Here is a 22,714-nt window from a genome sequence, read left to right on the forward strand (position 1 = left end):
CCCTCTTCGAACGCACCTTACGTGACCGGTTCGCGCCTACTGGGGGCCGTTGGTCAGCGAGAGGTTGAACGCGTAGCGGGACGCGCGGTAGACGTGCCAGCCGTACTCGACCACGCGACCCGAGTCGTCGTACGTCGTGCGCTGCATGGTCAGCAGGGCCGCACCCGGCTGCTCGTCCAGCGGCTCCGCGTCCTCTTCGGTCGCCAGCCGCGCGCCGATGTGCTGCTCCGCCGCGTGCAGGCGGACCCCCGCCGAACGCAGGAGCTGGTAGAGGCCCTTGCCGCGCAGCTCCTCGTCCGTCGGGTCGATGATTCCGTCGGGCAGGTAGTTGTTCATCAGCGCGAGCGGCTCGCCGTCGGTCGACCGGATCCGGGTCAGCCGCCGCACCCGCGTCAGGCCCGGTGCCTCCAGCAGCTCGGCCACCTCGGCGCCGGCGTCCTCCACGCTGTTGGCCAGCACCACCGACTCCGGCTTGCCGCCGAGCCCGGCGAGGTCGTCGAACAGGCTGCTGAGGCGCAGTGGCCGCGCCACCTTGGTCCGGACGACCTGGGTGCCGACGCCGCGCCGCCGCACCAGCAGACCCTGGTTGACCAGTGTCTGGATCGCCTGGCGGAGGGTCGGGCGCGACAGCCGCAGGCTCGCGGCCAGGTCCACCTCGTTGCCCAGCCGCGCGCCCGCGGGCAGGCGGCCGTCCTCGATCGCGGCGTGCAGCTGGCGGGAGACCTGGAAGTACAGCGGCTCGGGGCTACCCGGGTCCAGCACGATCTCCCGGCCGGGATCCCAGGCCGGGTGCGTGACGTCCACGCGGGACGACGGCGGCGGGGTGCTCATCGCCGGAAGCCTACCGTCACCCGGCCGGTTGACCGCATGTCCATATGTCTTGACAAACTCTGCCGGGCGCTGGCATCGTCGATCGCGTGACGGAACTGGTGCGGCGCATCGTCGCCAAGCGGGTGCACGACCCGGAAGCGATCGCCGAGGCGGCCGCGAGCCGCGAGCGGGCCAAGTCGCCCTTCAACGACAAGGGCCGCGCGATGATCATCGCCGCGGACCACCCCGCTCGCGGCGCCCTCGCCGCCGGCGGCGACCCCGCCGCGATGGCGAACCGCGGCGAGCTACTCGAACGGCTGTGCCTCGCGCTCGAACGGCCCGGCGTCACCGGCGTGCTCGGGACCGCGGACGTCCTCGACGACCTGCTGCTGCTCGGCGTACTGGACGGCAAGACCGTGCTCGGGTCGATGAACCGCACCGGGCTGGCCGGGTCGGGCTTCGAGATCGACGATCGCTTCGCCTGCTACGACGCCGAAGCGATCGAGCGAATGCGGTTCGACGGCGGCAAGACCCTCACCCGGATCTGCCTCGACGACCCGGCCACGCCGAGCGTCCTGGAAAACACCGCGAACGCGATCAACGAGCTGGCCGACCGCAAGCTGATCGCGATGGTCGAGCCGTTCCTGTCGATCCGGGCCGACGGGCGGCTCAGGAACGACCTCTCCCCCGACGCCGTCATCAAGTCGATCACCGTCGCCGCCGGGCTCGGCCGCTCGTCGGCCTACACGTGGCTCAAGCTCCCCGTGGTGGACGACATGGAGCGCGTGCTCGCGTCGTCGACCCTGCCGGCCGTCCTGCTCGGCGGCGAAGTCACCGACCCGGACGCGGCCTTCGCGGCGTGGCAACGCGCGCTCACCCAGCCGACCGTGCAAGGCCTGGTCGTCGGACGCTCGCTGCTCTACCCGCACGACGGCGACGTCGCCAAGGCGGTCGACACCGCGGTGGGACTGTCGTGAACAACCGGAATCAGCGCACCGACCTCGGGAGCACCGTGCACATCATCGAGCACTGGATCAACGGCACCACCACGTCCGCGGGCTCGACCCGCACCGCGCCGGTCCACGACCCGGCCACCGGGAAGCGGCAGGCGGAGGTGCTGCTCGCCGAAGCGTCCGATGTGGACACCGCGGTCGCGTCGGCGAGCAAGGCCTTCGAGACCTGGGGCGACTCCTCGCTGTCCCAGCGGACCAAGGTGATGTTCGCCTTCCGCGAGCTGCTGGTGAAGCACGAGGACGAGCTCGCCCGCATCATCTCGAGCGAACACGGCAAGGTCGTCGACGACGCCCGCGGCGAGATCGTGCGCGGCCGCGAGGTGGTCGAGTACGCGTGCGGCATCGCCGACGCGCTGAAGGGCAGCTTCTCCGACCAGGTCTCCCGCGATGTCGACGTGCACGACTTCCGGCAGCCGCTCGGGGTCGTCGCCGGGATCACGCCGTTCAACTTCCCGATCATGGTCCCGCTGTGGATGCACCCGGTCGCGATCGCCACCGGCAACACGTTCGTCCTCAAGCCGAGCGAGCGCGACCCGTCGGTATCGAACTTCGTCGCCCGGCTCTACGCCGAGGCCGGGCTGCCCGAAGGCGTGTTCACCGTCGTCCACGGCGACAAGGTGGCGGTCGACGCGATCCTGGACCACCCGGACGTCGCCGCGGTCTCGTTCGTCGGCTCGACCCCGATCGCCAAGTACGTGCACGAGCGCGGGACCGCGGCCGGCAAGCGCGTCCAGGCCCTCGGCGGGGCGAAGAACCACGCTGTCGTCCTGCCCGACGCCGACCTGGAGTACGCCGCGAACCACCTGACCGCGGCGGCGTTCGGCTCGGCCGGGCAGCGGTGCATGGCGATCTCGGTCGGCGTGGCCGTCGGAGCGGCCGGCGACGAGCTGGTCGGGATCCTCGAGCGCAAGGCCCGCGAGGTCAAGGTCGGGCCCGGCACCGACCCGGCCAGCGACATGGGCCCGGTGGTCACCGAGGCCGCCCGCGAGCGCGTGGTGAACGCCGTCGCGCGGGGCGCGGAGCAGGGCGCGTCGGTGGTGGTCGACGGCCGCGGGCTGACGGTCGAGGGGCACGAGGAAGGCTTCTTCGTCGGACCGTCCCTCTTGGACAACGTCACCACGGACATGCAGGCCTACCAGGAGGAGATCTTCGGGCCGGTGCTGGCGGTCGTGCGCGCGGAGACCGTGGCCGAGGCGATCGCGATCATCAACGCCAACCCCTACGGCAACGGCACCGCGATCTTCACCGGCAGCGGCGAGGCGGCGCGCAGGTTCCAGCGCGAGGTCAAGGTCGGCATGATCGGCGTCAACGTGCCGATCCCGGTCCCGATGTCGTACTACTCCTTCGGCGGCTGGAAGGACTCCCTCATCGGCGACAGCCCCATCCACGGTCCGGCGGGCGTCAACTTCTACACCCGCGCGAAGGTCGTCACGACCCGCTGGCCCCACTCCGAAGCGGCGTTCACCTTCCCCACCTCCAGCTGAACGGACCCCCCGCGGTAACCGGAACACCTATCTCCGGTTTCCGGTACGGTGGGTGGCGGCACCGACGAAGGAGGCCACCGTGGGGTATCGAGGCCCGCTCCCGAAGAACGCCGTCGACCGCGTCAACACGTGCGTCGGCTCGCTCCGGACGTCCCCGCGCTGGGGGCGGCTGGTCCGCCGCCACCTCACGCAGGTCACCTACACCGGACGGCGGTCGGGCCGCACGTTCAGCACGCCGGTCGGCTACCGGCGGGCGGGCGACGTCGTCACCATCGGCGTCCGGCTGCCCGACGCCAAGAAGTGGTGGCGCAACTTCACCGGCGACGGCGGCCCGCTGTCCCTCGAACTCGACGACACCGAGCGCACCGGCCACGCCGTCGCCCGGCGCGACGAGAAGGGCCGCGTCACCGTGACCGTCCGGCTCGACGAAGCCGAAACCGCCTAGCGGGTCATCCCGTGCCAGAGCAGCTCGGCGAGGGCCGCCGCGTCGCCGCGCCAGTCACCGTTCGGGTCGAGCAGCAGCAGCCCGGCCAGGCCGCGCAGCACGACCAGCGGGTCGAGGTCCGGCCGCACGGTCCCGGCCGCCTCGTTGGCCTTCAGCAACGTCGAGACCGCGCCGACCATCGCCTCGTACGCGTTCGCCGGCAGTTCACCGCGGGACGCCGTCGCGCGGCGCAGGGCGTCGGCCAGGCCCTTCTTGGTCATCATGTAGTGCGCCAGGTGGTCGGTCACCCACACCCGGAACGCCTCGTCCGCGGCGTGCTTCTCCAGCAGCACCGGCACGATGTCGACGATGTGCCGCACCTCGCGCTGGTACACCGCCAGGATCAGCGCCTCCGGCGTCGGGAAGTGCCGGTACACCGTGCCGACGCCGACCTCGGCCTGCTTCGCGATCGCGTTGAACGAGACCTCGCCCGTGCGGGCCAGCGACTCCGCGGCCACGACGAGGATGCGCTCGTGGTTGCGCCGGGTGTCCGCGCGCCGGGGACTGACCGATCCCGTCGTCATCGTCCTCCCGCTCCTCGTGCCGTCCCGCCGAATCTAACCCAGAGCTGGAGCGGCTCCAGCATGTCCGGTTCGTTGCGAACCGGATTGTAATCCGCTAGCCTCGCGATCGGGTGAAGCGGATGAGTATCCGCTCCCCGTTCGCCGCCACCACCACCGTCAGGTACCCACCCGGACGAGCTGCGGAAAGAGACCAGTGGACATCTCACTCGAAGTCAACGGCAGTACCGAACACCTGGACGTCGATCCCGGTGTGACCCTCCTCGACGCGCTGCGCGAGCGCCTCGACGTCACGGGCCCGAAGAAGGGCTGCGACCGCGGGCAGTGCGGCGCCTGCACCGTGCACGTCGGCGGCCGGCCCGTGTTGTCGTGCCTCACGCTGGCCGCCACCGTCAAGCAGCCGGTCACCACCGTCGAAGGACTGTCCACAGAGGACAAGCTGCACCCGGTGCAGCAGGCCTTCGTCGACCAGGACGCCCTGCAGTGCGGGTTCTGCACCGCCGGGCAGATCATGTCGGCGGTCGCCGCCGTCGAGCAGGACGTCGAGGACGTGCGGGAGTTCATGTCCGGCAACCTCTGCCGGTGCGCCGCCTACCCGAACATCGTCAAGGCCGTCGACCAGGCGAGGCGGGCCGATGCGTCCCTTTGAGCTGACCGCCCCCACCACCGTCGACGACGCGCTCGCCACGCCCGGCACGTTCCTGGCCGGCGGGACGACGCTGGTCGACCTCATGAAGCTGAACGTCCTCACCCCCGAGCACGTCCTGGACATCAACCAGGTCCCGCTGCAGGGCATCGACACGAGCGACGGCCTGCGCTTCGGCGCGCTGGAGCGGATGAGCGCCATCGCCGCGCACCCGCAGGTGTACCCGGCGATCTCGCGCGCGCTGCTGCTGAGCGCGTCCCAGCAGATCCGGAACATGGCCAGCATCGGCGGGAACCTGCTGCAGCGCACGCGCTGCTCGTACTTCCGCGACGTCGCCACGCCGTGCAACAAGCGCGAGCCCGGCAGCGGCTGCTCGGCCCTCGACGGCGCCAACCGGATGCACGCGATCCTCGGCACCAGCGACTCGTGCGTCGCCACGCACGCCAGTGACGTCGCCGTCGCCCTGGTGGCGCTCGACGCGCGCCTGCTGCTGGCGAACGCCGAAGGCACCCGCGAAGTCGCCCTGCGCGACTTCTACCAGCTGCCCGGCGACACCCCGGCGCTGGAGAACGACCTGCGCCCCGGCGAGTTGATCACCGAGGTGGTCGTCCCGCGTCTCGACTGGGCCGCGAACTCGACCTACGTCAAGGTGCGCGACCGCCAGTCCTACGAGTTCGCGCTGTGCTCGGCCGCCGTCGCGCTGGACGTCCGCGACGGCGTCATCGCCGACGCGCGGGTCGCGGCCGGTGGCGTCGGGACGGTGCCGTGGCACCTGCCCGCCGTCGAAGACGCCCTGCGGGGCGCCCCGGCGACCCAGGCTTCCTTCGAGGCCGCCGCGGCCGTGGCCGCCGACGGCGCGCGCCCGTTGCGGGACAACGCCTTCAAGGTGTCGCTGCTCAAGCGGACGATCGTCCGCGCCCTGCTCGAACTGACCGAGGGGAGCTCCCGATGATCACCCGGCTCGACGCGCCGCTGAAGGTCACCGGCGAGGCCAAGTACGGCGCCGACCACTCCTTCACCGGCATGGTCTACGGCTACCTCGTCCTCAGCACGATCGCCCACGGCGAGATCGAAGCCATGGACGCCACCGCGGCCAAGAGCGCGCCCGGCGTGCTCGAGGTGTACACGCCGTTCGACTCGCTGGCGTTGCGCCCGCCGAGCCTGCCGGTGTTCGGCGAGACGTGGGTTCCGTTGCAGGACAAGGAAGTCACCTACTACGGCCAGCCGGTCGCCTTCGTGGTCGCGGAGACGTTCGAACAGGCCCGGGACGCGGCGGCCCTCGTCGCGGTCGCCTACCGCGAGCGGCCCGCCCTGACCTCGCTCGCCGACGGTCTCGACACGGCCGAAGTCGCGCCGCCGGGCTTCGACGGCTCTCCCCCGGAAATCGAGGTGCTCGAAGACGGCGTCGAATCCATCGAAGCCGCCCTGGCCGCGAGCCCGGTCGTCGTCGAGGCGACCTACTCGACCGCGACGCAGAACCACGCCGCGATGGAACCGCACTCCGCGGTCGCGGTGTGGGACGACGGCAAGCTGACCGTCTACAGCGGGAACCAGGCGTCCAACATGCAGGCGGCGGAGCTGGCCATCGCGCTCGACCTGGCGCCGGACGCCGTCCACGCGATCAACCCGTTCGTCGGCGGCGCGTTCGGCGGCAAGGGGCGGACCTCCACGCCGGCGTTTCTGGCGGCAGCGGCGGCCCGGGCCCTCGGCCGGCCGGTGAAGGCCGCGCTCACCCGCGAGCAGGTCTTCACCGCCACGGCCGGCCGGGCCGCGACGGTCCAGAAGCTCGCGCTCGGCGCCGAGCCGGACGGCACCCTGGTCGCCCTGCGCCACGACTCGTGGTGCCACACGGACGTCGCCCGGTCGTTCGTCGAACCGACGTCGCACGGCACCTCGCGCGAGTGGTACGCCACGAAGAACCTGTCGATCACGCAGAAGGTCGTGCCGCTGAACCTCCCGCCGACGACGTTCATGCGGGCCCCCGGCGAGGCGCCCGGCTCGTTCGCGCTGGAGAGCGCGATCGACGAGCTCGCCGTGAAGCTGGGCATGGACCCGATCGAGCTGCGCGTCCGCAACAACTCGACCGCCCCGCCCGGGCACGACCTGCAGTGGTCGAGCAAGCACCTCGACGAGTGCTTCCGCATCGGCGCGGACCGGTTCGGCTGGGCGCACCGCCCGGCGGGCACGCGCACCGACGGCGACTGGCTCGTCGGCATGGGCGTGGCCACCGCGGTGTTCCCCGCCCTCCGGTTCCCGGCCACGGTCGGCATCACCCTGCGGGCGGACGAAACCGCCGTCGTCGCGACGAGCGGCGCGGACCCCGGCACCGGCCTGCTCACCGTGCTTTCCCTGGTGGGTGCCGAGTCGCTGGACATCCCCGCCGACCGGATCGTGCCGCGGCTCGGTGACTCGACCCTGCCGCCCGGCGGCATGTCCGGCGGCTCGACGGCGACGGCGAGCGCGGGCACGGCGATCATGCTGGCCGCCACCAAGGCGATCGACGAGCTGGTCGCCCTGGCGGCCGACCCGGGCGCGCCGTTCGAAGGCGCCGAAGTCACCTACGCCGACGGCCGGGTCTTCGCCGACGGGCGGTCCATGACGTTCGGTGAGCTGCTGCGAGCCGTGGGACGCGAATCGCTCGAGGTGACCGGCACGTCGGCGCCCGGCGAGGAGATGACCAAGCACTCGTTCGCCTCGTGGGGCGCCCAGTTCGTCGAAGTCCGGGTGCACAAGTGGACGCGCGAGGCCCGCGTGTCGCGGATGCTCGGCGTCTTCGACGCGGGCCGGATCATCAACGACAAGGCGGCCCGCAGCCAGCTGATGGGCGGCATGATCTGGGGCATCTCGGCGGCGCTGCACGAGGGCCTGGAGGTCGAGGCGAACGGCCGGTTCGCGAACGGCGACTTCGCGAGCTACCTGCTCCCGGTCAACGCCGACATCCCGGAGGTCGACGTCCACTTCGTCGAGTACCCGGACACCCTGCACAACGCGGTCGGCGCGCGCGGGCTCGGCGAGATCGGCACGGTCGGCATGGCCGCGGCGGTCGCCAACGCGGTGCACAACGCCACCGGCATCCGGGTCCGGCACATCCCGATCACCATCGAAGATCTGCTCGAAGACTGATCGCGGGGGCGGGACACGCGCGCGTGTCCCGCCCCCGAGCGTTCGGCCACCTGGCGCAACGGGCCCGGCGCCGTTATCCATCCGCGACAACTCTCGGCGGATCGCCCATGACGGCGGCCCGTCCACGGTCCTAGGCTGACGGGCGCTCGCCCGATCTTCCTCGAAGGGACCCCCCGGCATGACCGACCCCGTCGTCCCCACCACGTCCGGCGCGGTCCGCGGTCACGTCACCGCCGCCGGCTTCGCGCTGTTCCGCGGCATCCCGTACGCCGCCGCACCCGAGGGCGACCTGCGCTTCGCCGAACCCGTCCCCGCCCCGCCGTGGGAGGACGTCCGCGACGCGAGCAGACCCGGGCCGACCGCACCGCAACGCCGGCACGACGTGCCCGGGCTCGACCTCTCCCCCTTGACCGGCACCGGCTGGCGGCCGGGCCCGGAGTACCTGACGGTCGACGTCTGGACCCCGCAGCTCGGCGCGGCCGGCCTGCCCGTGCTCGTGTTCGTGCACGGCGGCGCGTTCCTCGGCGGCACCGGGTCGGCACCGGGCTATGACGGCACCTCGTTCTCGCACGCCGGCGCGGTGCTCGTGACCGTCCAATACCGCCTCGGCGCCGACGGTTTCCTGCCGCTGGAGGGCGGCACGACGAACCTGGGGCTGCGCGACCAGCTCGCGGCCCTGCGGTGGGTCCAGGAGAACATCACCGGCTTCGGCGGCGACCCCGGCAACGTCACGTTCTTCGGCGCCGCCTCCGGCGCGGTCAGCGTCGCCTGCCTCCTCGGTTCCCCGCTTTCGCAGGGGCTCTTCCACCGCGCTATCGTCCAGAGTGGACACCCGGACATGGTGCGCGACGGCGTCCAGTCCCGCCGCCTCGCCCGGGTGATCGCCGACGAGCTGAAGGCCGAACCGACCGCCGAGGCGTTCCGGAAGGTCTCGACCGAGCAGCTGCTCGACGCGCAGGAGGCCGTCCTGCGGCCCGGTGGCGCCCCCGACCTGCGCGACGCGCTCGGCTACGACCGCGGGTACGGGCTCAGCCCGTTCCTCCCGATGGTCGGCGACGACGTCCTGCCGCAGCACCCGGCCAAGGCGATCCGCGCGGGCGCGGGCCGCGACGTCGACCTGGTCGTCGGCAGCTGCAGCGAGGAGATGCGGCTCTACCTGGTGCCCACCGGCGCGCTCGAGGCGGTCACCGACGACCAGGCCGTGGCGTCGCTGGCGGTCTCGCACCCCGACCCGGCCGGCGTGCTCCACCGGTACGGCCTCGGCTCGGACCGCTCGGCGGGCGAGGTCCTCGTCGCGGCCCTGACCGACCTGGTGTTCCGCGACGGCGTGCGCGACCTGGCCGAGCACCACGGCGGCCGGACCTTCCGGTACGAGTTCGAGTGGGGTTCCCCGTTGCTCGACGGCAGCCTGGGCGCGTGTCACGGGCTCGAGCTGCCGTTCGTGTTCGACGCGCTGGGACCGCTGTCCGGGCCGCGGGGCCTGCTCGGCGAGCACCCGCCGCGGGAGCTCGCCCGCGACCTGAACAGCGCCTGGTACCGCTTCGCCGCCACCGGCGAACCCGGCTGGGCCGAGTACGCGGGCGAGGACACGGTGTTCCACACCTACTGACCCCTACCCCGGGGAGCGGTTGACGACGCCCCCGCCGCGCTGCCAGGCTCAGACCGCCCGGACGGCCGGATGAAATGGGGACCACCGATGCCCGAGGCGGGCTCTGCCGCACCGCCGCGCGCGCTCGTTCGCACGCTGTTGCGCAGCGGCACACCCGCGGAGCCGGCCGAGCCTCCCGACGAGCACAGTGATCTCGCCGCCGTCGGGGACGCGACGCTCGCCCGCGCCGCGCGCTACTGGGTCGTCGTGCCGCTCGCTTACCGGATCGCGGCGTTCGTCAAGGTGTTCATCGGGTTCGCCGCGGCCAACGGCCGGGTCGGGCTCGGGCCGGTGCTGGCCGCCACGGTGTTCGCCGTCGCGGCCAACACCGGCGCGGTGGCCTGGGTGCTGCGCACCGGCGGGCTGCGGGCCCGCAGCACCGGCCGCGCCCTCGCGCTGGACCTGGCCGTCGGGGTGGCGCTCAACTTCGCCGTCGCCGCGACGGCCCCGGCGGTGGTGCAGCCGTTCGCGGTCGACGTGGCCTGGACCTGGCTGGTCGGCGCGGTGGCCATGTGGGCGGGCACGTCCGGGCTGCCCTCGGCGCTGTGGCTGGTGGTGGCGGCCGCCCCGCTCCGGGCGGCGCTCACCCTGGCCGGCGGCCTGCCCCTGACCGACCCGCTCTCCCTGACGCGGTCGATCGGCTGCATGGTCGCGCTGGCGGTGGCGATCGTGCTCGCCGCGGGCATCCTCATCCTGCTCGGCGCCGGCACCCGGTTCGCGGTCGACATCGGGATCCGCCGCGGGCGCGAGGCCGAGCGCCGCCGGACGCGGCGCATCATGCACGACAGCGTCCTGCAGACGCTGGAAGCGCTCGCCATCTCGGCACCGGGCGACGACGCGCACGCCGTGAGCCGGCTGTCCGAGGTGCGTTCGGTCGCGAAGGCGGAGGCGGCCGAGATCCGCCGCCGGATCACCGAGCCGATCCCGAACGGGACGGCGCGCGGGTTCGCGGTCGAGCTGGCCGACGTCGCGACCGAGATGGCCCGCGACGGCCTGCGCACCCAGCTCGTCGCCGCGGACTTCGCCGACGACGACAAGCTGTCCCAGGACCGCCGCACGGCGATGTGCGAAGCGGTGCGGGAAGCGTTGCGCAACACGGTGAAGCACTCCGGGACGAAGCAGGTCGTGCTGCGCGTGGAGGAGCGCGACGGCGGCATCGCGGTGGTGGCGCGCGACCAGGGCCAGGGCTTCGACGTCCACGACCGGCCCCCGGGCTTCGGCATCACCCAGTCGATCATCGCCCGCCTGGCCGAGGTGGGCGGCCACGGCACAGTGGACTCCCAGCCGGGCCGCGGCACCCGCGTGACGATGTGGGTGCCGAGCTAGGCGCTGCCGGTCGGCGGTCAGGCCGCGCGCCGGGCGTCGCGCTCGGCGGCCAGGCTCGCGCGGCAGGCCGCGGTCAGCCGGGTGGTGGCGGCACTGCCGCCGTGACCACAGCGCGGGCAGGTCATCGAGACGGCCTGCGACAGCTCGTCGACGGCGACGCACAGCGCGGTCCGGCAGCCGCGGCACGAGCGGTGCCGGGTGACCGGGCTGACGTGGGTCGGCGAGGCCGCGCACTGGTGGATCCACCGGCCGTGCACGTGGCAGGTCAGGCGGTCGTCCGGCGCCAGCAGGCCCAGGTCCTCGGCGTCGTCTTCGGTGGCGAGCAGGACCGGCAGGCTGCGGATCCGGGCCGGCGTGGCGGTGCGGGTCGTGGCGGTCATCTCGGTCCCCTTTCGCTACTGGGACGTCGAACCGCGGACGCCGGAATCGACATCCCGCCGCCGTTGGCCGGAACTCGGTGGTTCCCGGCCTTCCGGCCACGGCCGGCCCCGCGGCGCCTGGTGTCGCGCGTCGCCCGGCCGCGCCGACGCAGTGAATGACCCCTTCACCTCGCCCGACGCAGTGAATGACTCATTCATGGCGTCGGGACCCACCGCCCGAACCCGCGACCGTCAACGAACCTCAGCCCCGCGGCGCCTAACCCGGCACGCGGACCGCGACGAAGTCCGGCCGCTGCCGCAGGACGAAGCCGAGCGAAAGGTACAGGCGGATCGCGGAAGTGTTGCTCGCGGCCGCGTGCATCATCGGCGTCTCGCCACGCTGACGGATGCCCGCTGCCACGGCGAGCACGAGCCGCGTCGCGAGGCCCTGCCCGCGGTACGCCGGGTCGGTGCACACCGCGCTGATCTCGGTGTGGCCGGGCGGGTGCAGCCGCTCGCCGGCCATCGCGACCAGCGCGCCGTCGCGCCGGATGCCCAGGTACGTGCCGAGCTCGACGGTCCGCTTCCGGAACGGCCCGGGCTTCGTCCGCTCGACGAGGTCCAGCATCTCCGGCACGTCCGCGAGCCCGAGCCGCACGGCTTCCGGGTCCGGCGCGGCCGCGACGCTCTCGTCCACGAGCTGGACCCCGGGAAGCTCGTCGAGCACTTCCCAGCCGGCCGGCGGCCGGGCGGCGGTGGAGGCGAGCACGACGACGGCTCCCGGCCCGCCGAGCTCGGCGACGTCGAGCCAGTCCTGCTCGCCGGGATCGTCGGGAAGACCGAGGAACGGAGCGACGTCCTCGGCGTAGCGCACCACGCGTCCGCGCCGTTCGGCGAAGCGGGCGTGCGGGCCGGTCAGGGACGCCCAAACCGGGTTGTCGAGCGGAGAAGCCATACCGCCAGGATGCGCGGAACCGCCGGTCTCGTGGCGGCGCTCCCACATCCTGAGCGGGCGCTCAGCCGACCGTGGTCAGCTCGTCGTCCGAGAGCACGCCGGACCCGGCCGACACGACCAGCCTGCCGCCGCCGACCTGGTAGGTGTAGTCGCCGTTCTTCGCGACGAAACCGTCGCCCGAGGGCTCGGCGGGCAGCATGATGTGGGTGTCGTCCGACGCCGCCTGCCCGCGGGCCTGGCCGTCGTAGAAGATCCGCCCGTCGGGTACCCGGCAGATCGTGATCAGCGACTTCACCGTCTGCGCCACGAGCAGCGCCGTCCCCTGGCCGCCCGGCAGGTACCGCGCCGCGTCACCCGGGCACGGCTTCCCCGCCGGCGTCGCGGAGGTCGACGTCGGCGGCGTCACCGGCGGGGTGACGCCGTTCGCCGTGGTGACCACCGTCTTGGTCGTCGGCAGGGCCGGCGTCGTGTACGACGGGAACGGCCCGGACGCGGCGGGCGCGGGCTTCGAGCGCGAGGTGAACAGCAGGACCCCGCCGATCGCGGCCGCGGCGACCAGCATCAGGGCCAGCAGCACCCACAGGGCCCGCGCACGAGCCCGGCCCGGGGCCAGGCTCCCGCAGGTCCCGCACCGCCCGGCCGCGGGGTCGTTGACCGCGCCGCACTGCGCGCACGTCCAGGGAAAACCCGCCATCGGGCCTCCTTCGCCCCGGCGCGGAAGCACGCCGGCCCCTCATCGTCACCGACGCGGGCGCGGGCTGCAACGCCCCGTTACGCCTTCTGGACGACGTTGACCATCCACGGGATGCCGAACTTGTCGACGCAGGAACCGAATTCGTCGCCCCACATCTGCTTTTCGAACGGAACCGTCACGGTGCCACCCTCGCTCAGCTTTTCCCAGTAGGCGCGCAGATCGGCCGCGTCGTCGCCGCTGAGGCTGACCGTGATGTTCGTGCCCGGGTTGTGGTCCATCCCGGTCGGGGTGTCGGACGCCATCAGCGTGTAGCCGTTGTCGGTCTCCAGCTGGGCGTGCATGATCTTCTCCGCGTCCGCTCCTTCTGGTGAACCGAATTCGCCGAACGTGTTGACGGTCAGCGTGCCGCCGAAGACGCTTTTGTAGAACTCCATGGCCTGACGGGCCTCGGCGCGGAAGCTCAGGTACGGGTTGAGAACGGAAGCCACGGCGATCTCCTTCGGTCCGGACGAGAGCAGCATCCTCGCAGAAGCCCGTGACCTGGACAAACGTGAGAATTTCAGACGACGAACCGGCGGTGCGCGTGCGGTTCCAACGGCAGCGCGCCGTGCAGCGCGGCGCGGGCGCGCAGTTCCAGCGCGCGGTCGAGGGGCGGGGTCCCGGCGGCCGGCGCCGTGTGGAACGTGCCGCGGCCGAACAGGTAGACCAGCGCGAGCTTGCGGTCGCGGCGCCCGCCCGGCTCGGCGAACTCCACGGTCGCCGACCGCAGGCAGCCGCCGTAGCCCGCCCGGGCCAGCCGGTTCGCGACGTCCACGAGGTCCCCGGTCAGCACGCGCAGGTCGTGGTTGCGGCGCCAGCACCGGACCGTCGAGCGGCCGTCGAGGTCCAGGGTCACCAGCGGGTGCACCGGCAGCCGCGGCGACGTCGCGGCGATCAGTTCCGCCTCGGTGCGGGCCAGCGCGTCGCCGTCCACCTTGAAGCCGACCGTGCCGCCACCGGTGGGCGTGAGGCCGAGTGCGGCACGCATCCGCGGGGCGGCCGCGGCGAGGCTGTAGAGGGACTGCAGGTCCGGACGGGACGTCCAGCAGCGGACGAGCTTGCTGTCCAGCAGGGTCACGGGCGGTGTGTCCTATCTCCGGTCGAAAAGACCGCCGGGCCGGCGCACTGGCAATGTCCACAGTGGACGTCAGGCGCGGGGACGCGGGGTCGGAAAGGACAGCATGCGCCCGCGGCCGCCGGTTCCGGATCGGAACGTGGCGATCACGCGGTGAACGGCAGCACTTCGCCGCCGAACGGTCACTCCGTGTCAGGTTCAGCCGATCAGCGGTACCCCTCTCGCCTCACGGCACCGCGATGACCACCTTGCCGAGGTTGCGCCGGCTCCGGAACCGCTCGAACGCCGCACCGGCGTCGTCGAACGGGAAGACGCCGTCGATGACCGGAGCGATCGGGCGCACGGCGAGGTGGCGGAGGAGGTCCTCGGTGTCCTCGCGACTGCCGACCCAGATCTTCCGGATGGTCGCGCCGCTGCGGAAGAGGTCCATGAACTCGACCGGCGGTCCGCTGCGGCCGACGAACCCGACGAGCGCGATGTCGGCGTGGTGCGTCCCCGCCGCGACGAGCGACTGCGCGAACGTGCCGGGCCCGCCGACCTCGACGATCCGGTCGGCACCGCGGCCGCCGGTGGCGTCGAGGACGGCCTTGCCCCACTCGGGCGTCGCGGTGTAGTCGATGACGGCATCCGCGCCGAGTTCGGTCAGCTTGGCCGCCTTCGCCGCGCTCGACGTCGTCGCGACGACGCGCGCGCCGTGCTGCTTGGCGAGCTGCAGGGCGAACAGCGACACGCCCCCGGTGCCGAGGGTGAGCACGACATCGCCCGGCCTGACCCCGCTGAGCGACGTCCAGGCCGTGACGGCGGCGCACGGCAGCGTCGCCCCCTGTTCGTAGGTCAGGGAGTCCGGCAGGGCGACGAGCGCGTGCTCCCCGACGGCGCGGTACTCCGCGAGCCAGCCGTCCTGGGAGTTCCCGTAGCCGGCCAGCCCGTCGGGCAGCCGGCCGGCGATCCAGTCCGAGTGGAAGGCGTTGATCACCCGGTCGCCGGGGTCGAACCGCGTGACGCCCTCGCCGACCGCGACGACCTCGCCCGCGGCGTCGGACACCGGGATCAGGCTCCCGGAGCCGGCGCCGAGGCCGCCGTCGAGGATGAGCAGGTCCCGGTAGTTCAGCGACGTCGCCCGGACCCGGACGAGCACCTCACCCCGTCGCGGCTCGGGCGTGGGCTCTTCGCGCCGGACCAGACGACCGGACTCGGGACGGTAGACGCGCACCTTTGAGCTCCTCATGTTAATCGATCGACTAACATCGACCATGGCACAGCGGGCCGCGTCGCGGCAACCAGGGATACTCGGACCATGGCCAGCCGCACCGCGACCCCCCTGGAGCACCCGGCCCTCGCGGACGTCTCGTTCCCCGAGGCCCTGGAAGCCCTGCGCGACCCGCACCGGCTGGCCATGGTCGCCGCGCTCGCCCGCGAACCCGGCCGGCCGTGCGGTGCGATCATGCCGCCGGTCAGCAAGCCCGCGGCGTCCCGGCACTTCAAGATCCTCCGCGCGGCCGGCCTGCTGAAGCAGTGGGACAGCGGCACGCAGCGGCTCAACGCGTTGCGCCGCGAAGAATTCGACGCCCGCTTCCCCGGCCTGCTCGACCTGGCCCTCGCGGAAGCCGCGCGCCTGCGGGGCTGATTTCCCCGCATTTCTCCCCTATCAGACATTGAGCATTGCTAATAGATCTGAGTCAGAGCTACCTTGGCGGCATGACCGAACTCGCCGAACGGCTGCTCGGCGCCGTCCAGGGAATCCGCCGGGTGGTGCGCCGCCGGGCACGCGCCGACGTTCCCGGCTTTCCGTTGCCCGGCGCGCAGGTCGAGGTGCTGCGCGTGGTCGCCGACCACCCCGGTATCGGCGTCGCCGCGGCCGCGCGTGAGCTGCACCTGGCCGCCAACTCGGTCAGCACGCTGGTGAACCAGCTCGTCGACGCCGGCCTGCTGCGCCGGGAGGCCGACCCGGCGGACCGGCGCGCGGCGCGGCTGGAGATCACCGGCGCCGCGCGCGAGCGGATCGCGTCGTTGCGGCGCGCCCGCACCGGGCTCGTCGCCGAAGCGCTCACCGGACTGTCCGAAGAGGACACAGCGGCGATCGAGCAGGCGTTGCCGGCGCTCGAAAAGCTCATGGGCATCCTGAAGGAGCAGCCATGACCGAACCCGCGGTGCGGTGCACCGGGCTGAGCCACTCGTTCGGGACGACCCGCGCGGTGGACGGCGTCGACCTGGAGATCTCGCCCGGCGAGGTGTTCGGCCTGCTCGGCCCGAACGGCGCCGGCAAGACGACGACGCTTCGGATGATCACGACGCTGCTGCCGACCACGGCGGGCCACATCACGGTCTTCGGCGTCGACGTCGCGCGCCGCCGGATGGCCGTGCGGCGGCTCATCGGCTACGTCCCGCAGCAGCTCTCGGCCGACGGCGCGCTGACCGGGCGCGAGAACGTCGCGTTGTTCGCGCGGCTCTTCGACGTGCCGCGCGCGCGGCGGGACGCCGAGGTGCGGCGGGCCCTGGACCTCGTCGGGCTGGCCGACGAAGCCGGCCGCGTCGCGAAGGGCTACTCCGGCGGCATGATCCGCCGGCTCGAGCTCGCCCAGGCCCTGGTCAGCTCGCCGCGGCTGCTGATCCTCGACGAGCCGACGATCGGGCTGGACCCGGTCGCCCGGTCGGCCGTGTGGGAGCGCATCACGCAGATCCGCACCGACACCGGCATGACCGTGCTCGTCACCACGCACTACATGGACGAGGCCGAGCAGTACTGCGACCGCGTCGCGCTCATGCACACCGGCCGGATCCGGGCGCTGGGCACCCCCGCCGACCTCGAGACCGACCTCGGGCCGGGGTCCACATTGGACGACGTGTTCCGCGCGGTCACCGGCGACCGCCTCGAAACCGGCGAAGGAGGGATCCGCAGTGTCCGTGCCGCTCGCCGCACCGCCCGCCGTCTCGGCTGACCCCGGTCCGCTGCGCCAGGTGCGCATCCTCGCCGCGCGCGTCGGCGCGATGTGCCTGGTGGAGCTGCAGAAGCTGCGCCGCGACCAGACCGAGCTGCTCACCCGGGCGATCCAGCCCGCGCTGTGGCTGCTGATCTTCGGGGAGACGTTCACCCGGCTGCGCGCGATCCCGACCGGCTCGACGCCGTACCTCGACTACCTCGCGCCCGGCATCCTCGCGCAGTCGGCGTTGTTCATCTCGATCTTCTACGGCATCCAGATCATCTGGGAACGCGACGCGGGCGTGCTCGCCAAGCTCCTGGTGACCCCGACCCCGCGCGCCGCGCTCGTCGCGGGGAAGGCGTTCGCCGCCGGTGTCCGCGCGCTCGTGCAGGCGCTGATGGTGCTGGTCTTGGCCGCGATCCTCGGCGTCGGGCTGACCGTGAACCCGCTGAAGCTCCTCGCCATGGCCGTGATCCTCGTGCTCGGGTCGGCGTTCTTCTGCTGCCTGTCCATCGTGATCGCCGGGATCGTGCTGTCGCGGGAACGGCTGATGGGCATCGGCCAGGCGATCACGATGCCGCTGTTCTTCGGATCGAACGCGCTGTACCCGGTCGGCCTGATGCCGTCGTGGCTGAAGGTGCTCAGCCACGTCAACCCGCTGAGCTACCAGGTCGACGCCCTGCGCGGGCTGCTGATCGGCACCCCGTCGCACCTCGGGCTCGACTTCGGCGTGCTCGCCGCGGCGACCGCCGCCGCGATCGCGATCGCCTCGGCCCTGCTCGGCAGGTTGGCCCGTTGAGGCACATATCTCACCGAACGGCGGCTTCATTCCCCGGTGGCTAATCTCGGTTTCGTGAATGGTCGCCCTGGCGTGGTCTCTTTTGCCGGTTTGTGCGTTCTCGCCGGAATTCTGGTGGCGGGCACGGTGGCGCCCGCCGCCATCGGCGCCGGCCTGCTGTCGAATCAGGTCAGCGATTCGGTGGACGCCATTTCCGCCCAGCTCGCCGCAGCCGATCCGCCGCTGACGACGACGGTGACCGACCGCGACGGCACCCCGATCGCGACGCTCTACGCGCAGTACCGCCTCCCGGTGACCCCGGCGGGGATCGCGACGACGATGAAGGCCGCCATCATCGGCATCGAGGACCGCCGGTTCTACACCGAAGGCGGCGTCGACGTGCAGGGCATGCTCCGCGCGGCGGTCAACGACAGCGCCGGCGGTTCGCTGCAGGGCGCGTCGACGATCACCCAGCAGTACGTCAAGAACTACCTCGTGAACGTCGTCGACCGGACCAACCCGATCGCGCAGCAGGAGGATCGCGAGGACTCGCTCGCGCGCAAGCTGCGCGAGGCGAAAATGGCCGTCCAGCTCAACGCCACCACGAGCAAGGACGACATTCTGGCGAATTACCTCAACGTGGTCGAATTCAGCGGAACCGTGTACGGGGTCGGCGCCGCGGCGAAAGCCTATTTCGGGACGACGGCGGACAAACTGACCGTGCCGCAGGCGGCGTTGCTCGCCGGAATGGTGAACAACCCCAGCATCTACAACCCGTACACGCACCCGGACAAGGCCCTGCAGCGCCGCAACCTCGTCATCGACGCGATGGTGTCCAACGGCTCCCTGCCGGCGTCCTACGCGCCGACGGCGAAGGCGGCGCCGCTCGGGCTGCTGCCGGACGGGCCGGTGACGCCGTCCGGGACGTGCCTGGGCGCGGCGCCGGACGCCGGGTTCTTCTGCGCCTACGCGGAGAACTACCTCGAGCGCGCCGGGTTCACCGCGGACCAGCTCGCCACCGGCGGCTACACGGTCAAGACCACCCTCGACCCGCGCGTCTCGCAGGTGACGAAGGACGCCGTCGACGCGAACGTGCCGACCACCCAGGACGGCGTGGCCAACACCTTCGCCGTCGTCCAGCCGGGCTCGAGCGGCCACCAGGTGCTCGCCATGGTCGCCAACCGGAACTACGGCACGGATCCGGCGCGGGGCGAGACGTCCACGGACATCGTCGCCGACGCGAGCAACGAGTTCGGCGCGGGCTCGTCGTTCAAGATCTTCACCTCGGCGGCGGCGCTCGTCACGGGCAAGGCGGGCCTGGAGACGCCGCTGCCCAACCCGGACAGCCAGTGCTTCACGCCGCCGGACGCCAACGCGCACACGGCCTGCTACACCGTCCACAACGACGGCCACTACGCCGACCCGATCAGCCTCGCCGACGGACTCGCGACGTCGCCGAACGTCGCCTTCGTGGGGCTGGAGAACCAGGTCGGGATGCCCGCCGTGCTCGACATGGCGTACAAGCTGGGGCTGCGGAACACCCTCGCGACCAACGACGCCGGAGCCGTGCCGGATCCGTCGTCGAGCAATCCGCAGTACAACGAGCCGCAGTCGAAGTACTTCCGGAACCTGCTGTCGTTCACCCTCGGCAACAGCCCGGTCAGCCCCCTGGAGATGGCGAACGTCTCGGCGACGCTGATGAGCGGCGGCGTCTGGTGCCCGCCGAACCCGATCCTCTCGGTGACCGACCGGAACGGGAACGCGGTGCCGGTCCAGCAGCAGGCGTGCGAGCAGGTCATCCCGACCGGGGTGGCGAACACCCTCGAAGCGGGCCTGAGCAAGGACACGACGGACGGCACGTCGGCCCAGGCCGCGCACGCGGCCGGGTGGACGCGCCCCGACATCGGCAAGACGGGCACGACGCAGCAGAGCGAGTCCGTGGCGTTCGTCGGCGGCGTCGACGGTTACGCGGTCTCGTCCATGGTCTTCGCCGACGGCCCGCACCCGCGCGAAATCTGCCCGGGCACGCCGGTGCACCTCGGCGACTGCGGCCACGGCGCGTTCGGCGGCACGGTCGCCGCGCCGCCGTACTTCCACGCGATGAGCCGGCTGCTCGCGGGTGTGCCGGACCAGCAGATCCCCGGCCCGGACCCGGGCTACCTGACCGCGCGGAGCTAGCTAGCGCGGCTCGAGGAAGACGAGCGGGATCTCGCGCTCGGTCTTCGTCTGGTACTGGGCGTAGTTCTTGAAGTCGCCGGTGATCTTCGGCCAGAGCTTCGCGCGCTCGCCGGCGTCGGCGACCCGCGCCTTCATCAGCCGCTTCGGGGCGCCCTTGAGCGAGACCTCGACGTCCGGGTTGTCGCGCAGGTTGAGGAACCATGCGGGGTGCGTGTCGTCCCCGCCGCGCGAAGCGACGACGACCAGCGTGTCGCCGTCCTGGTGCGGCGAGGTCAGCAGCACCGACCGCGGCTGCCCGCTCTTGCGGCCGGTCGTGGTGAGCTCGAGGACGGGCATGGCGGCTTGCCAGCCCACCTTCCCGCCGCTGAGCTTGATCAGACCGCGGTGCACGGCGTTCATGGTCTTGAGGACGAAATCGCTCGGCATGATCACAATCTAGTCCCCCTGGTCCCCGAGTTCGGCGAAACCGCCACGCGGCGGCGGGCAGGTGTGCGAGGCTGCGCGGCGAACAGAAGACCTGGGAGAAAGAAGTACCGATGCTGATCTGGGGCTGGCGGACGCGGATCTACGTGCTGGCGATGACGACCTTCCTGTGCGGCCGGTGCGGCAACCCCGCCTCGCACGCGGTGCGCAAGGCGGTCACGAAGTTCACCCTCTTCTTCATCCCCCTCTTCCCGATCAGCGTGAAGTACTCCGCACAGTGCACGTTCTGCGGGATCGAGAACCGGATCCCGAAGGAGGACGCCGTCCGCCTGCAGGCGCAGGAGGAGCAGGGCCAGCAGCAGGGTGCCCAGCCGGGCTACCCGCAGCAGCCGCCGTCCCAGGGGTTCCCGCAGCAGGGGGCGCCGCAGGGTTTCCAGCCGCCGCACCCGTCTCAGCCGCAGGGTTTCCCGCAGCCGCAGCACCCTTCGCAGCAGCAGTACCCGCAGCAGGGCCAGTTCCCGCAGCAGGGCAGCTGAGTCCGCGGCGGTTCGAGCGCGCTGACCGGTTTCGGCGTCCGACGCTGCTTCGTCCATTTCGGACAACCAGGACCTAGTTCGGCTTTCCGGACATCGTCCGGGCCGTTGCGTCAGGCGCCGACCGGCGCGAACGCCACGGCCCGGCGTGCGATCAGGGCCGCCGTCCCGGCGAACCGGCCGTAGACCACCGCGAGCAGCACCACGTCGACGGCGGCCACCGCGTGCCCGCCCAGCCGCCCGAGGGCCGGCCGCACCTCCACCGGCAGCCGCCGCGGCTCCGCGGCCTCCCGCGCAAGACCACCCATCCGAGTGAGATCCACGGCGGTGCAGACGGCGGCGGCGACCGCCTTCACGTCCTCCTCCGGCGGCGCGTGCAGGGCCGGCAATGCCCCCGCCGGGCCCTCGCCCGCGGCAGCATCTTCTCGCACCCGTCCGCCCAGCGTGTGGTCCCTTTCGACCGCGGAACACGTGGCTCTTCGAGCGCGATCGCGACCAGCGCGCACAGGTCCGCCGGCCGGTGGGAGAGCGTGGCCGGCTCCTGCTGGAACGCCGTCGGCGCGGCGGCAGGAAACCAGCCCGGCCGGGTGCCGGCAGCTCGTCGCCCGGCCCGGAACTGTCGGACCCCCGTGCTCTCCTCGTCGGCGAGAGCGGTGCACCCCGCACCCGGAGCAGAAGGAGGAGCCCGATGGCAGGCGAAACGCTGGTCACCGTGGTCGGCAACCTGACGACCGACCCCGAGCTGCGGTTCACCCCGTCCGGCGCCGCGGTCGCGAACTTCACGGTCGCGTCCACGCCGCGCACGTTCGACCGCGAGTCCGGCGCCTGGCGCGACGGCGAGGCGATGTTCCTGCGCTGCAGCCTGTGGCGGCAGTACGCGGAGAACGTCGCGGAGTCGCTCGGGCGCGGCGCCCGCGTGGTCGTCCAAGGCCGGCTGAGACAGCGGTCGTACGACACGAAGGAGGGCGAGAAGCGGACCGTGACGGAGCTGGACGTCGAGGAGATCGGCCCCGCCCTGCGGTACGCCACGGCCAAGGTGACCAGGCTCAGCCGGGCCGCGGGCGGCGAGGCGAGCAGTTCCTGGACGCCGGAGCCGGCGGTCGCCGCGGCGCCTCCGTTCTGAGCCTGTCCGGTCGCGGCCCGCGTCCGAACACCCGTTGACGGGGAGTCGACCCGGGCTCGACCGGCGGCGGTGACGATGGACGGACGCTGCCGGCCCGACCGGTTCCGGATGTGCTGTCGAAATCCCGTCAGCCGGTTCGACGCACGGATAGGACGAGGTCGGACCACGAGCGGGAGGGACCGCGATGAACAGGACCGAAGAGACCGGCACACCGGTCGTGCGCCCCCTGGTGAACCACCGGATGCTGGCGATGCTGCGAGCGGTCGGCGCGGGCCGCGGCCGGGTGTCCTGCAGCAGCGAGCCCGACCTGTTCATCGACGGCGTGTCGTGCGGCGACCAGTTCGCGGCCCACGCGCTGGCCCACCAGGGCCTGGTCCGCGCGGCCCGCCCCGCCCCGCCGGGCGAGCTGGTCCCGGCGATCCTGACGGCCGAGGGCCGGGCGATCGTCGCGGCGCGGCAGCAGCACCACGCCGCCTGACCCGGTGGCGCGAAGCTTGACAACTCCACAACGAACGCGGCACGCGGGCCCCTCACCCGGGGCCGGCTCCGTCATCCCGCCCCGCCAGGGCCGCCTCGGGCAC

The 22,714-nt window shown here is 72.4% G+C and carries 26 protein-coding genes; 16 read left to right on the top strand and 10 right to left on the bottom strand.

The features are described 5' to 3' along the window. Positions 1–36 precede the first annotated feature (36 nt). Entirely contained in the window at positions 37–831 is a 795-nt protein-coding gene (locus ACZ4TR_RS14900) for a GntR family transcriptional regulator (RefSeq protein WP_465287561.1), read from the bottom strand. A gap of 86 nt (positions 832–917) precedes the next feature. Here ACZ4TR_RS14900 and ACZ4TR_RS14905 point away from each other — a divergent pair, with 86 nt between their 5' ends. The 3 genes from ACZ4TR_RS14905 to ACZ4TR_RS14915 all read left to right on the top strand — a co-directional run bounded on the left by ACZ4TR_RS14905 (position 918) and on the right by ACZ4TR_RS14915 (position 3,752). Next, on the top strand, positions 918–1,787 hold the full coding sequence (locus ACZ4TR_RS14905) for a Cgl0159 family (beta/alpha)8-fold protein (protein WP_465287562.1): 870 nt from the start codon (positions 918–920) through the stop codon (positions 1,785–1,787). Positions 1,788–1,822: 35 nt separating this feature from the next. Beyond that, positions 1,823–3,307, top strand: a complete 1,485-nt coding sequence (locus tag ACZ4TR_RS14910; protein ID WP_465288111.1) for a CoA-acylating methylmalonate-semialdehyde dehydrogenase — start codon at positions 1,823–1,825, stop codon at positions 3,305–3,307. A gap of 79 nt (positions 3,308–3,386) precedes the next feature. Further along, entirely contained in the window at positions 3,387–3,752 is a 366-nt protein-coding gene (locus ACZ4TR_RS14915; RefSeq protein ID WP_465287563.1) for a hypothetical protein, read from the top strand. Here the strand turns inward: ACZ4TR_RS14915 and ACZ4TR_RS14920 are convergent. After that, positions 3,749–4,315 carry a TetR/AcrR family transcriptional regulator gene (locus tag ACZ4TR_RS14920; RefSeq protein ID WP_465287564.1) on the bottom strand — a complete coding sequence of 189 codons (567 nt, stop codon included), beginning with the start codon at positions 4,313–4,315 and terminating at the stop codon, positions 3,749–3,751. The two genes, ACZ4TR_RS14915 and ACZ4TR_RS14920, sit on opposite strands and share 4 nt — an antisense overlap. Positions 4,316–4,508: 193 nt before the next feature. Here ACZ4TR_RS14920 and ACZ4TR_RS14925 point away from each other — a divergent pair, with 193 nt between their 5' ends. The 5 genes from ACZ4TR_RS14925 to ACZ4TR_RS14945 all read left to right on the top strand — a co-directional run bounded on the left by ACZ4TR_RS14925 (position 4,509) and on the right by ACZ4TR_RS14945 (position 11,055). Next, complete coding sequence (locus ACZ4TR_RS14925; RefSeq protein WP_364511086.1) at positions 4,509–4,961, top strand: (2Fe-2S)-binding protein; 453 nt, start codon at positions 4,509–4,511, stop codon at positions 4,959–4,961. After that, a complete protein-coding gene (locus ACZ4TR_RS14930) occupies positions 4,948–5,910 on the top strand; it encodes an FAD binding domain-containing protein (RefSeq protein WP_465287565.1) in 963 nt (320 codons plus the stop codon). The genes ACZ4TR_RS14925 and ACZ4TR_RS14930 overlap by 14 nt, the downstream gene beginning before the upstream one ends. Beyond that, complete coding sequence (locus tag ACZ4TR_RS14935; RefSeq protein WP_465287566.1) at positions 5,907–8,081, top strand: xanthine dehydrogenase family protein molybdopterin-binding subunit; 2,175 nt, start codon at positions 5,907–5,909, stop codon at positions 8,079–8,081. Before ACZ4TR_RS14930 ends, ACZ4TR_RS14935 begins: the two co-directional genes overlap by 4 nt. Before the next feature lie 178 nt (positions 8,082–8,259). Continuing rightward, positions 8,260–9,690: a carboxylesterase/lipase family protein gene (locus ACZ4TR_RS14940; protein ID WP_465287567.1), complete on the top strand. Its 1,431-nt coding sequence runs from the start codon at positions 8,260–8,262 to the stop codon at positions 9,688–9,690. Positions 9,691–9,777: 87 nt separating this feature from the next. Further along, the gene (locus tag ACZ4TR_RS14945) at positions 9,778–11,055 is read left to right on the top strand and encodes a sensor histidine kinase (RefSeq protein ID WP_465287568.1); all 1,278 of its coding nucleotides are present in this window, start codon (positions 9,778–9,780) and stop codon (positions 11,053–11,055) included. Between the two features lie 17 nt (positions 11,056–11,072). Here the strand turns inward: ACZ4TR_RS14945 and ACZ4TR_RS14950 are convergent, their stop codons facing one another. The 6 genes from ACZ4TR_RS14950 to ACZ4TR_RS14975 all read right to left on the bottom strand — a co-directional run bounded on the left by ACZ4TR_RS14950 (position 11,073) and on the right by ACZ4TR_RS14975 (position 15,390). Continuing rightward, a complete protein-coding gene (locus ACZ4TR_RS14950) occupies positions 11,073–11,435 on the bottom strand; it encodes a hypothetical protein (protein WP_465287569.1) in 363 nt (120 codons plus the stop codon). Between the two features lie 256 nt (positions 11,436–11,691). Beyond that, positions 11,692–12,369: a GNAT family N-acetyltransferase gene (locus ACZ4TR_RS14955; protein WP_465287570.1), complete on the bottom strand. Its 678-nt coding sequence runs from the start codon at positions 12,367–12,369 to the stop codon at positions 11,692–11,694. 61 nt (positions 12,370–12,430) lie between these two features. After that, on the bottom strand, positions 12,431–13,063 hold the full coding sequence (locus ACZ4TR_RS14960; RefSeq protein ID WP_465287571.1) for a hypothetical protein: 633 nt from the start codon (positions 13,061–13,063) through the stop codon (positions 12,431–12,433). A gap of 77 nt (positions 13,064–13,140) precedes the next feature. Next, positions 13,141–13,551 (bottom strand): VOC family protein, encoded by a 411-nt coding sequence (locus ACZ4TR_RS14965; RefSeq protein WP_465287572.1) that lies wholly within the window; start codon positions 13,549–13,551, stop codon positions 13,141–13,143. A 71-nt stretch (positions 13,552–13,622) separates the two neighbouring features. After that, positions 13,623–14,180 (bottom strand): PspA-associated protein PspAB, encoded by a 558-nt coding sequence (gene pspAB, locus ACZ4TR_RS14970; protein ID WP_465287573.1) that lies wholly within the window; start codon positions 14,178–14,180, stop codon positions 13,623–13,625. Positions 14,181–14,403: 223 nt separating this feature from the next. Next, complete coding sequence (locus tag ACZ4TR_RS14975; RefSeq protein ID WP_465287574.1) at positions 14,404–15,390, bottom strand: zinc-dependent alcohol dehydrogenase family protein; 987 nt, start codon at positions 15,388–15,390, stop codon at positions 14,404–14,406. 84 nt (positions 15,391–15,474) lie between these two features. On the opposite strand from ACZ4TR_RS14975, the gene ACZ4TR_RS14980 reads away from it, so the two are divergent. From ACZ4TR_RS14980 to ACZ4TR_RS15000, 5 genes are all read left to right on the top strand, one after another. Continuing rightward, complete coding sequence (locus ACZ4TR_RS14980) at positions 15,475–15,804, top strand: ArsR/SmtB family transcription factor (protein WP_465287575.1); 330 nt, start codon at positions 15,475–15,477, stop codon at positions 15,802–15,804. Positions 15,805–15,875: 71 nt separating this feature from the next. After that, positions 15,876–16,316 (top strand): MarR family winged helix-turn-helix transcriptional regulator, encoded by a 441-nt coding sequence (locus ACZ4TR_RS14985; protein ID WP_465287576.1) that lies wholly within the window; start codon positions 15,876–15,878, stop codon positions 16,314–16,316. Continuing rightward, positions 16,313–17,116 carry an ABC transporter ATP-binding protein gene (locus ACZ4TR_RS14990; RefSeq protein WP_465287577.1) on the top strand — a complete coding sequence of 268 codons (804 nt, stop codon included), beginning with the start codon at positions 16,313–16,315 and terminating at the stop codon, positions 17,114–17,116. The genes ACZ4TR_RS14985 and ACZ4TR_RS14990 overlap by 4 nt, the downstream gene beginning before the upstream one ends. Beyond that, a complete protein-coding gene (locus tag ACZ4TR_RS14995; RefSeq protein WP_465287578.1) occupies positions 17,076–17,897 on the top strand; it encodes an ABC transporter permease in 822 nt (273 codons plus the stop codon). The genes ACZ4TR_RS14990 and ACZ4TR_RS14995 overlap by 41 nt, the downstream gene beginning before the upstream one ends. A 114-nt stretch (positions 17,898–18,011) precedes the next feature. Next, positions 18,012–20,054, top strand: a complete 2,043-nt coding sequence (locus tag ACZ4TR_RS15000) for a transglycosylase domain-containing protein (RefSeq protein WP_465287579.1) — start codon at positions 18,012–18,014, stop codon at positions 20,052–20,054. Here ACZ4TR_RS15000 and ACZ4TR_RS15005 read toward each other — a convergent pair whose 3' ends face one another. After that, positions 20,055–20,480: a nitroreductase/quinone reductase family protein gene (locus ACZ4TR_RS15005; RefSeq protein WP_465287580.1), complete on the bottom strand. Its 426-nt coding sequence runs from the start codon at positions 20,478–20,480 to the stop codon at positions 20,055–20,057. Between the two features lie 110 nt (positions 20,481–20,590). Between ACZ4TR_RS15005 and ACZ4TR_RS15010 the strand changes: the two genes are divergently transcribed. Continuing rightward, complete coding sequence (locus ACZ4TR_RS15010) at positions 20,591–21,013, top strand: zinc ribbon domain-containing protein (protein ID WP_364511041.1); 423 nt, start codon at positions 20,591–20,593, stop codon at positions 21,011–21,013. A 110-nt stretch (positions 21,014–21,123) separates the two neighbouring features. Here the strand turns inward: ACZ4TR_RS15010 and ACZ4TR_RS15015 are convergent, their stop codons facing one another. Next, positions 21,124–21,441, bottom strand: a complete 318-nt coding sequence (locus ACZ4TR_RS15015) for a hypothetical protein (protein WP_465287581.1) — start codon at positions 21,439–21,441, stop codon at positions 21,124–21,126. 257 nt (positions 21,442–21,698) lie between these two features. On the opposite strand from ACZ4TR_RS15015, the gene ACZ4TR_RS15020 reads away from it, so the two are divergent. Continuing rightward, complete coding sequence (locus ACZ4TR_RS15020) at positions 21,699–22,133, top strand: single-stranded DNA-binding protein (RefSeq protein WP_364511035.1); 435 nt, start codon at positions 21,699–21,701, stop codon at positions 22,131–22,133. Positions 22,134–22,317: 184 nt separating this feature from the next. Further along, positions 22,318–22,611 carry a hypothetical protein gene (locus tag ACZ4TR_RS15025; protein WP_465287582.1) on the top strand — a complete coding sequence of 98 codons (294 nt, stop codon included), beginning with the start codon at positions 22,318–22,320 and terminating at the stop codon, positions 22,609–22,611. The last annotated feature ends 103 nt before the right edge of the window (positions 22,612–22,714 follow it).

The organism is Amycolatopsis sp. NPDC028719 (genome assembly GCF_055565395.1).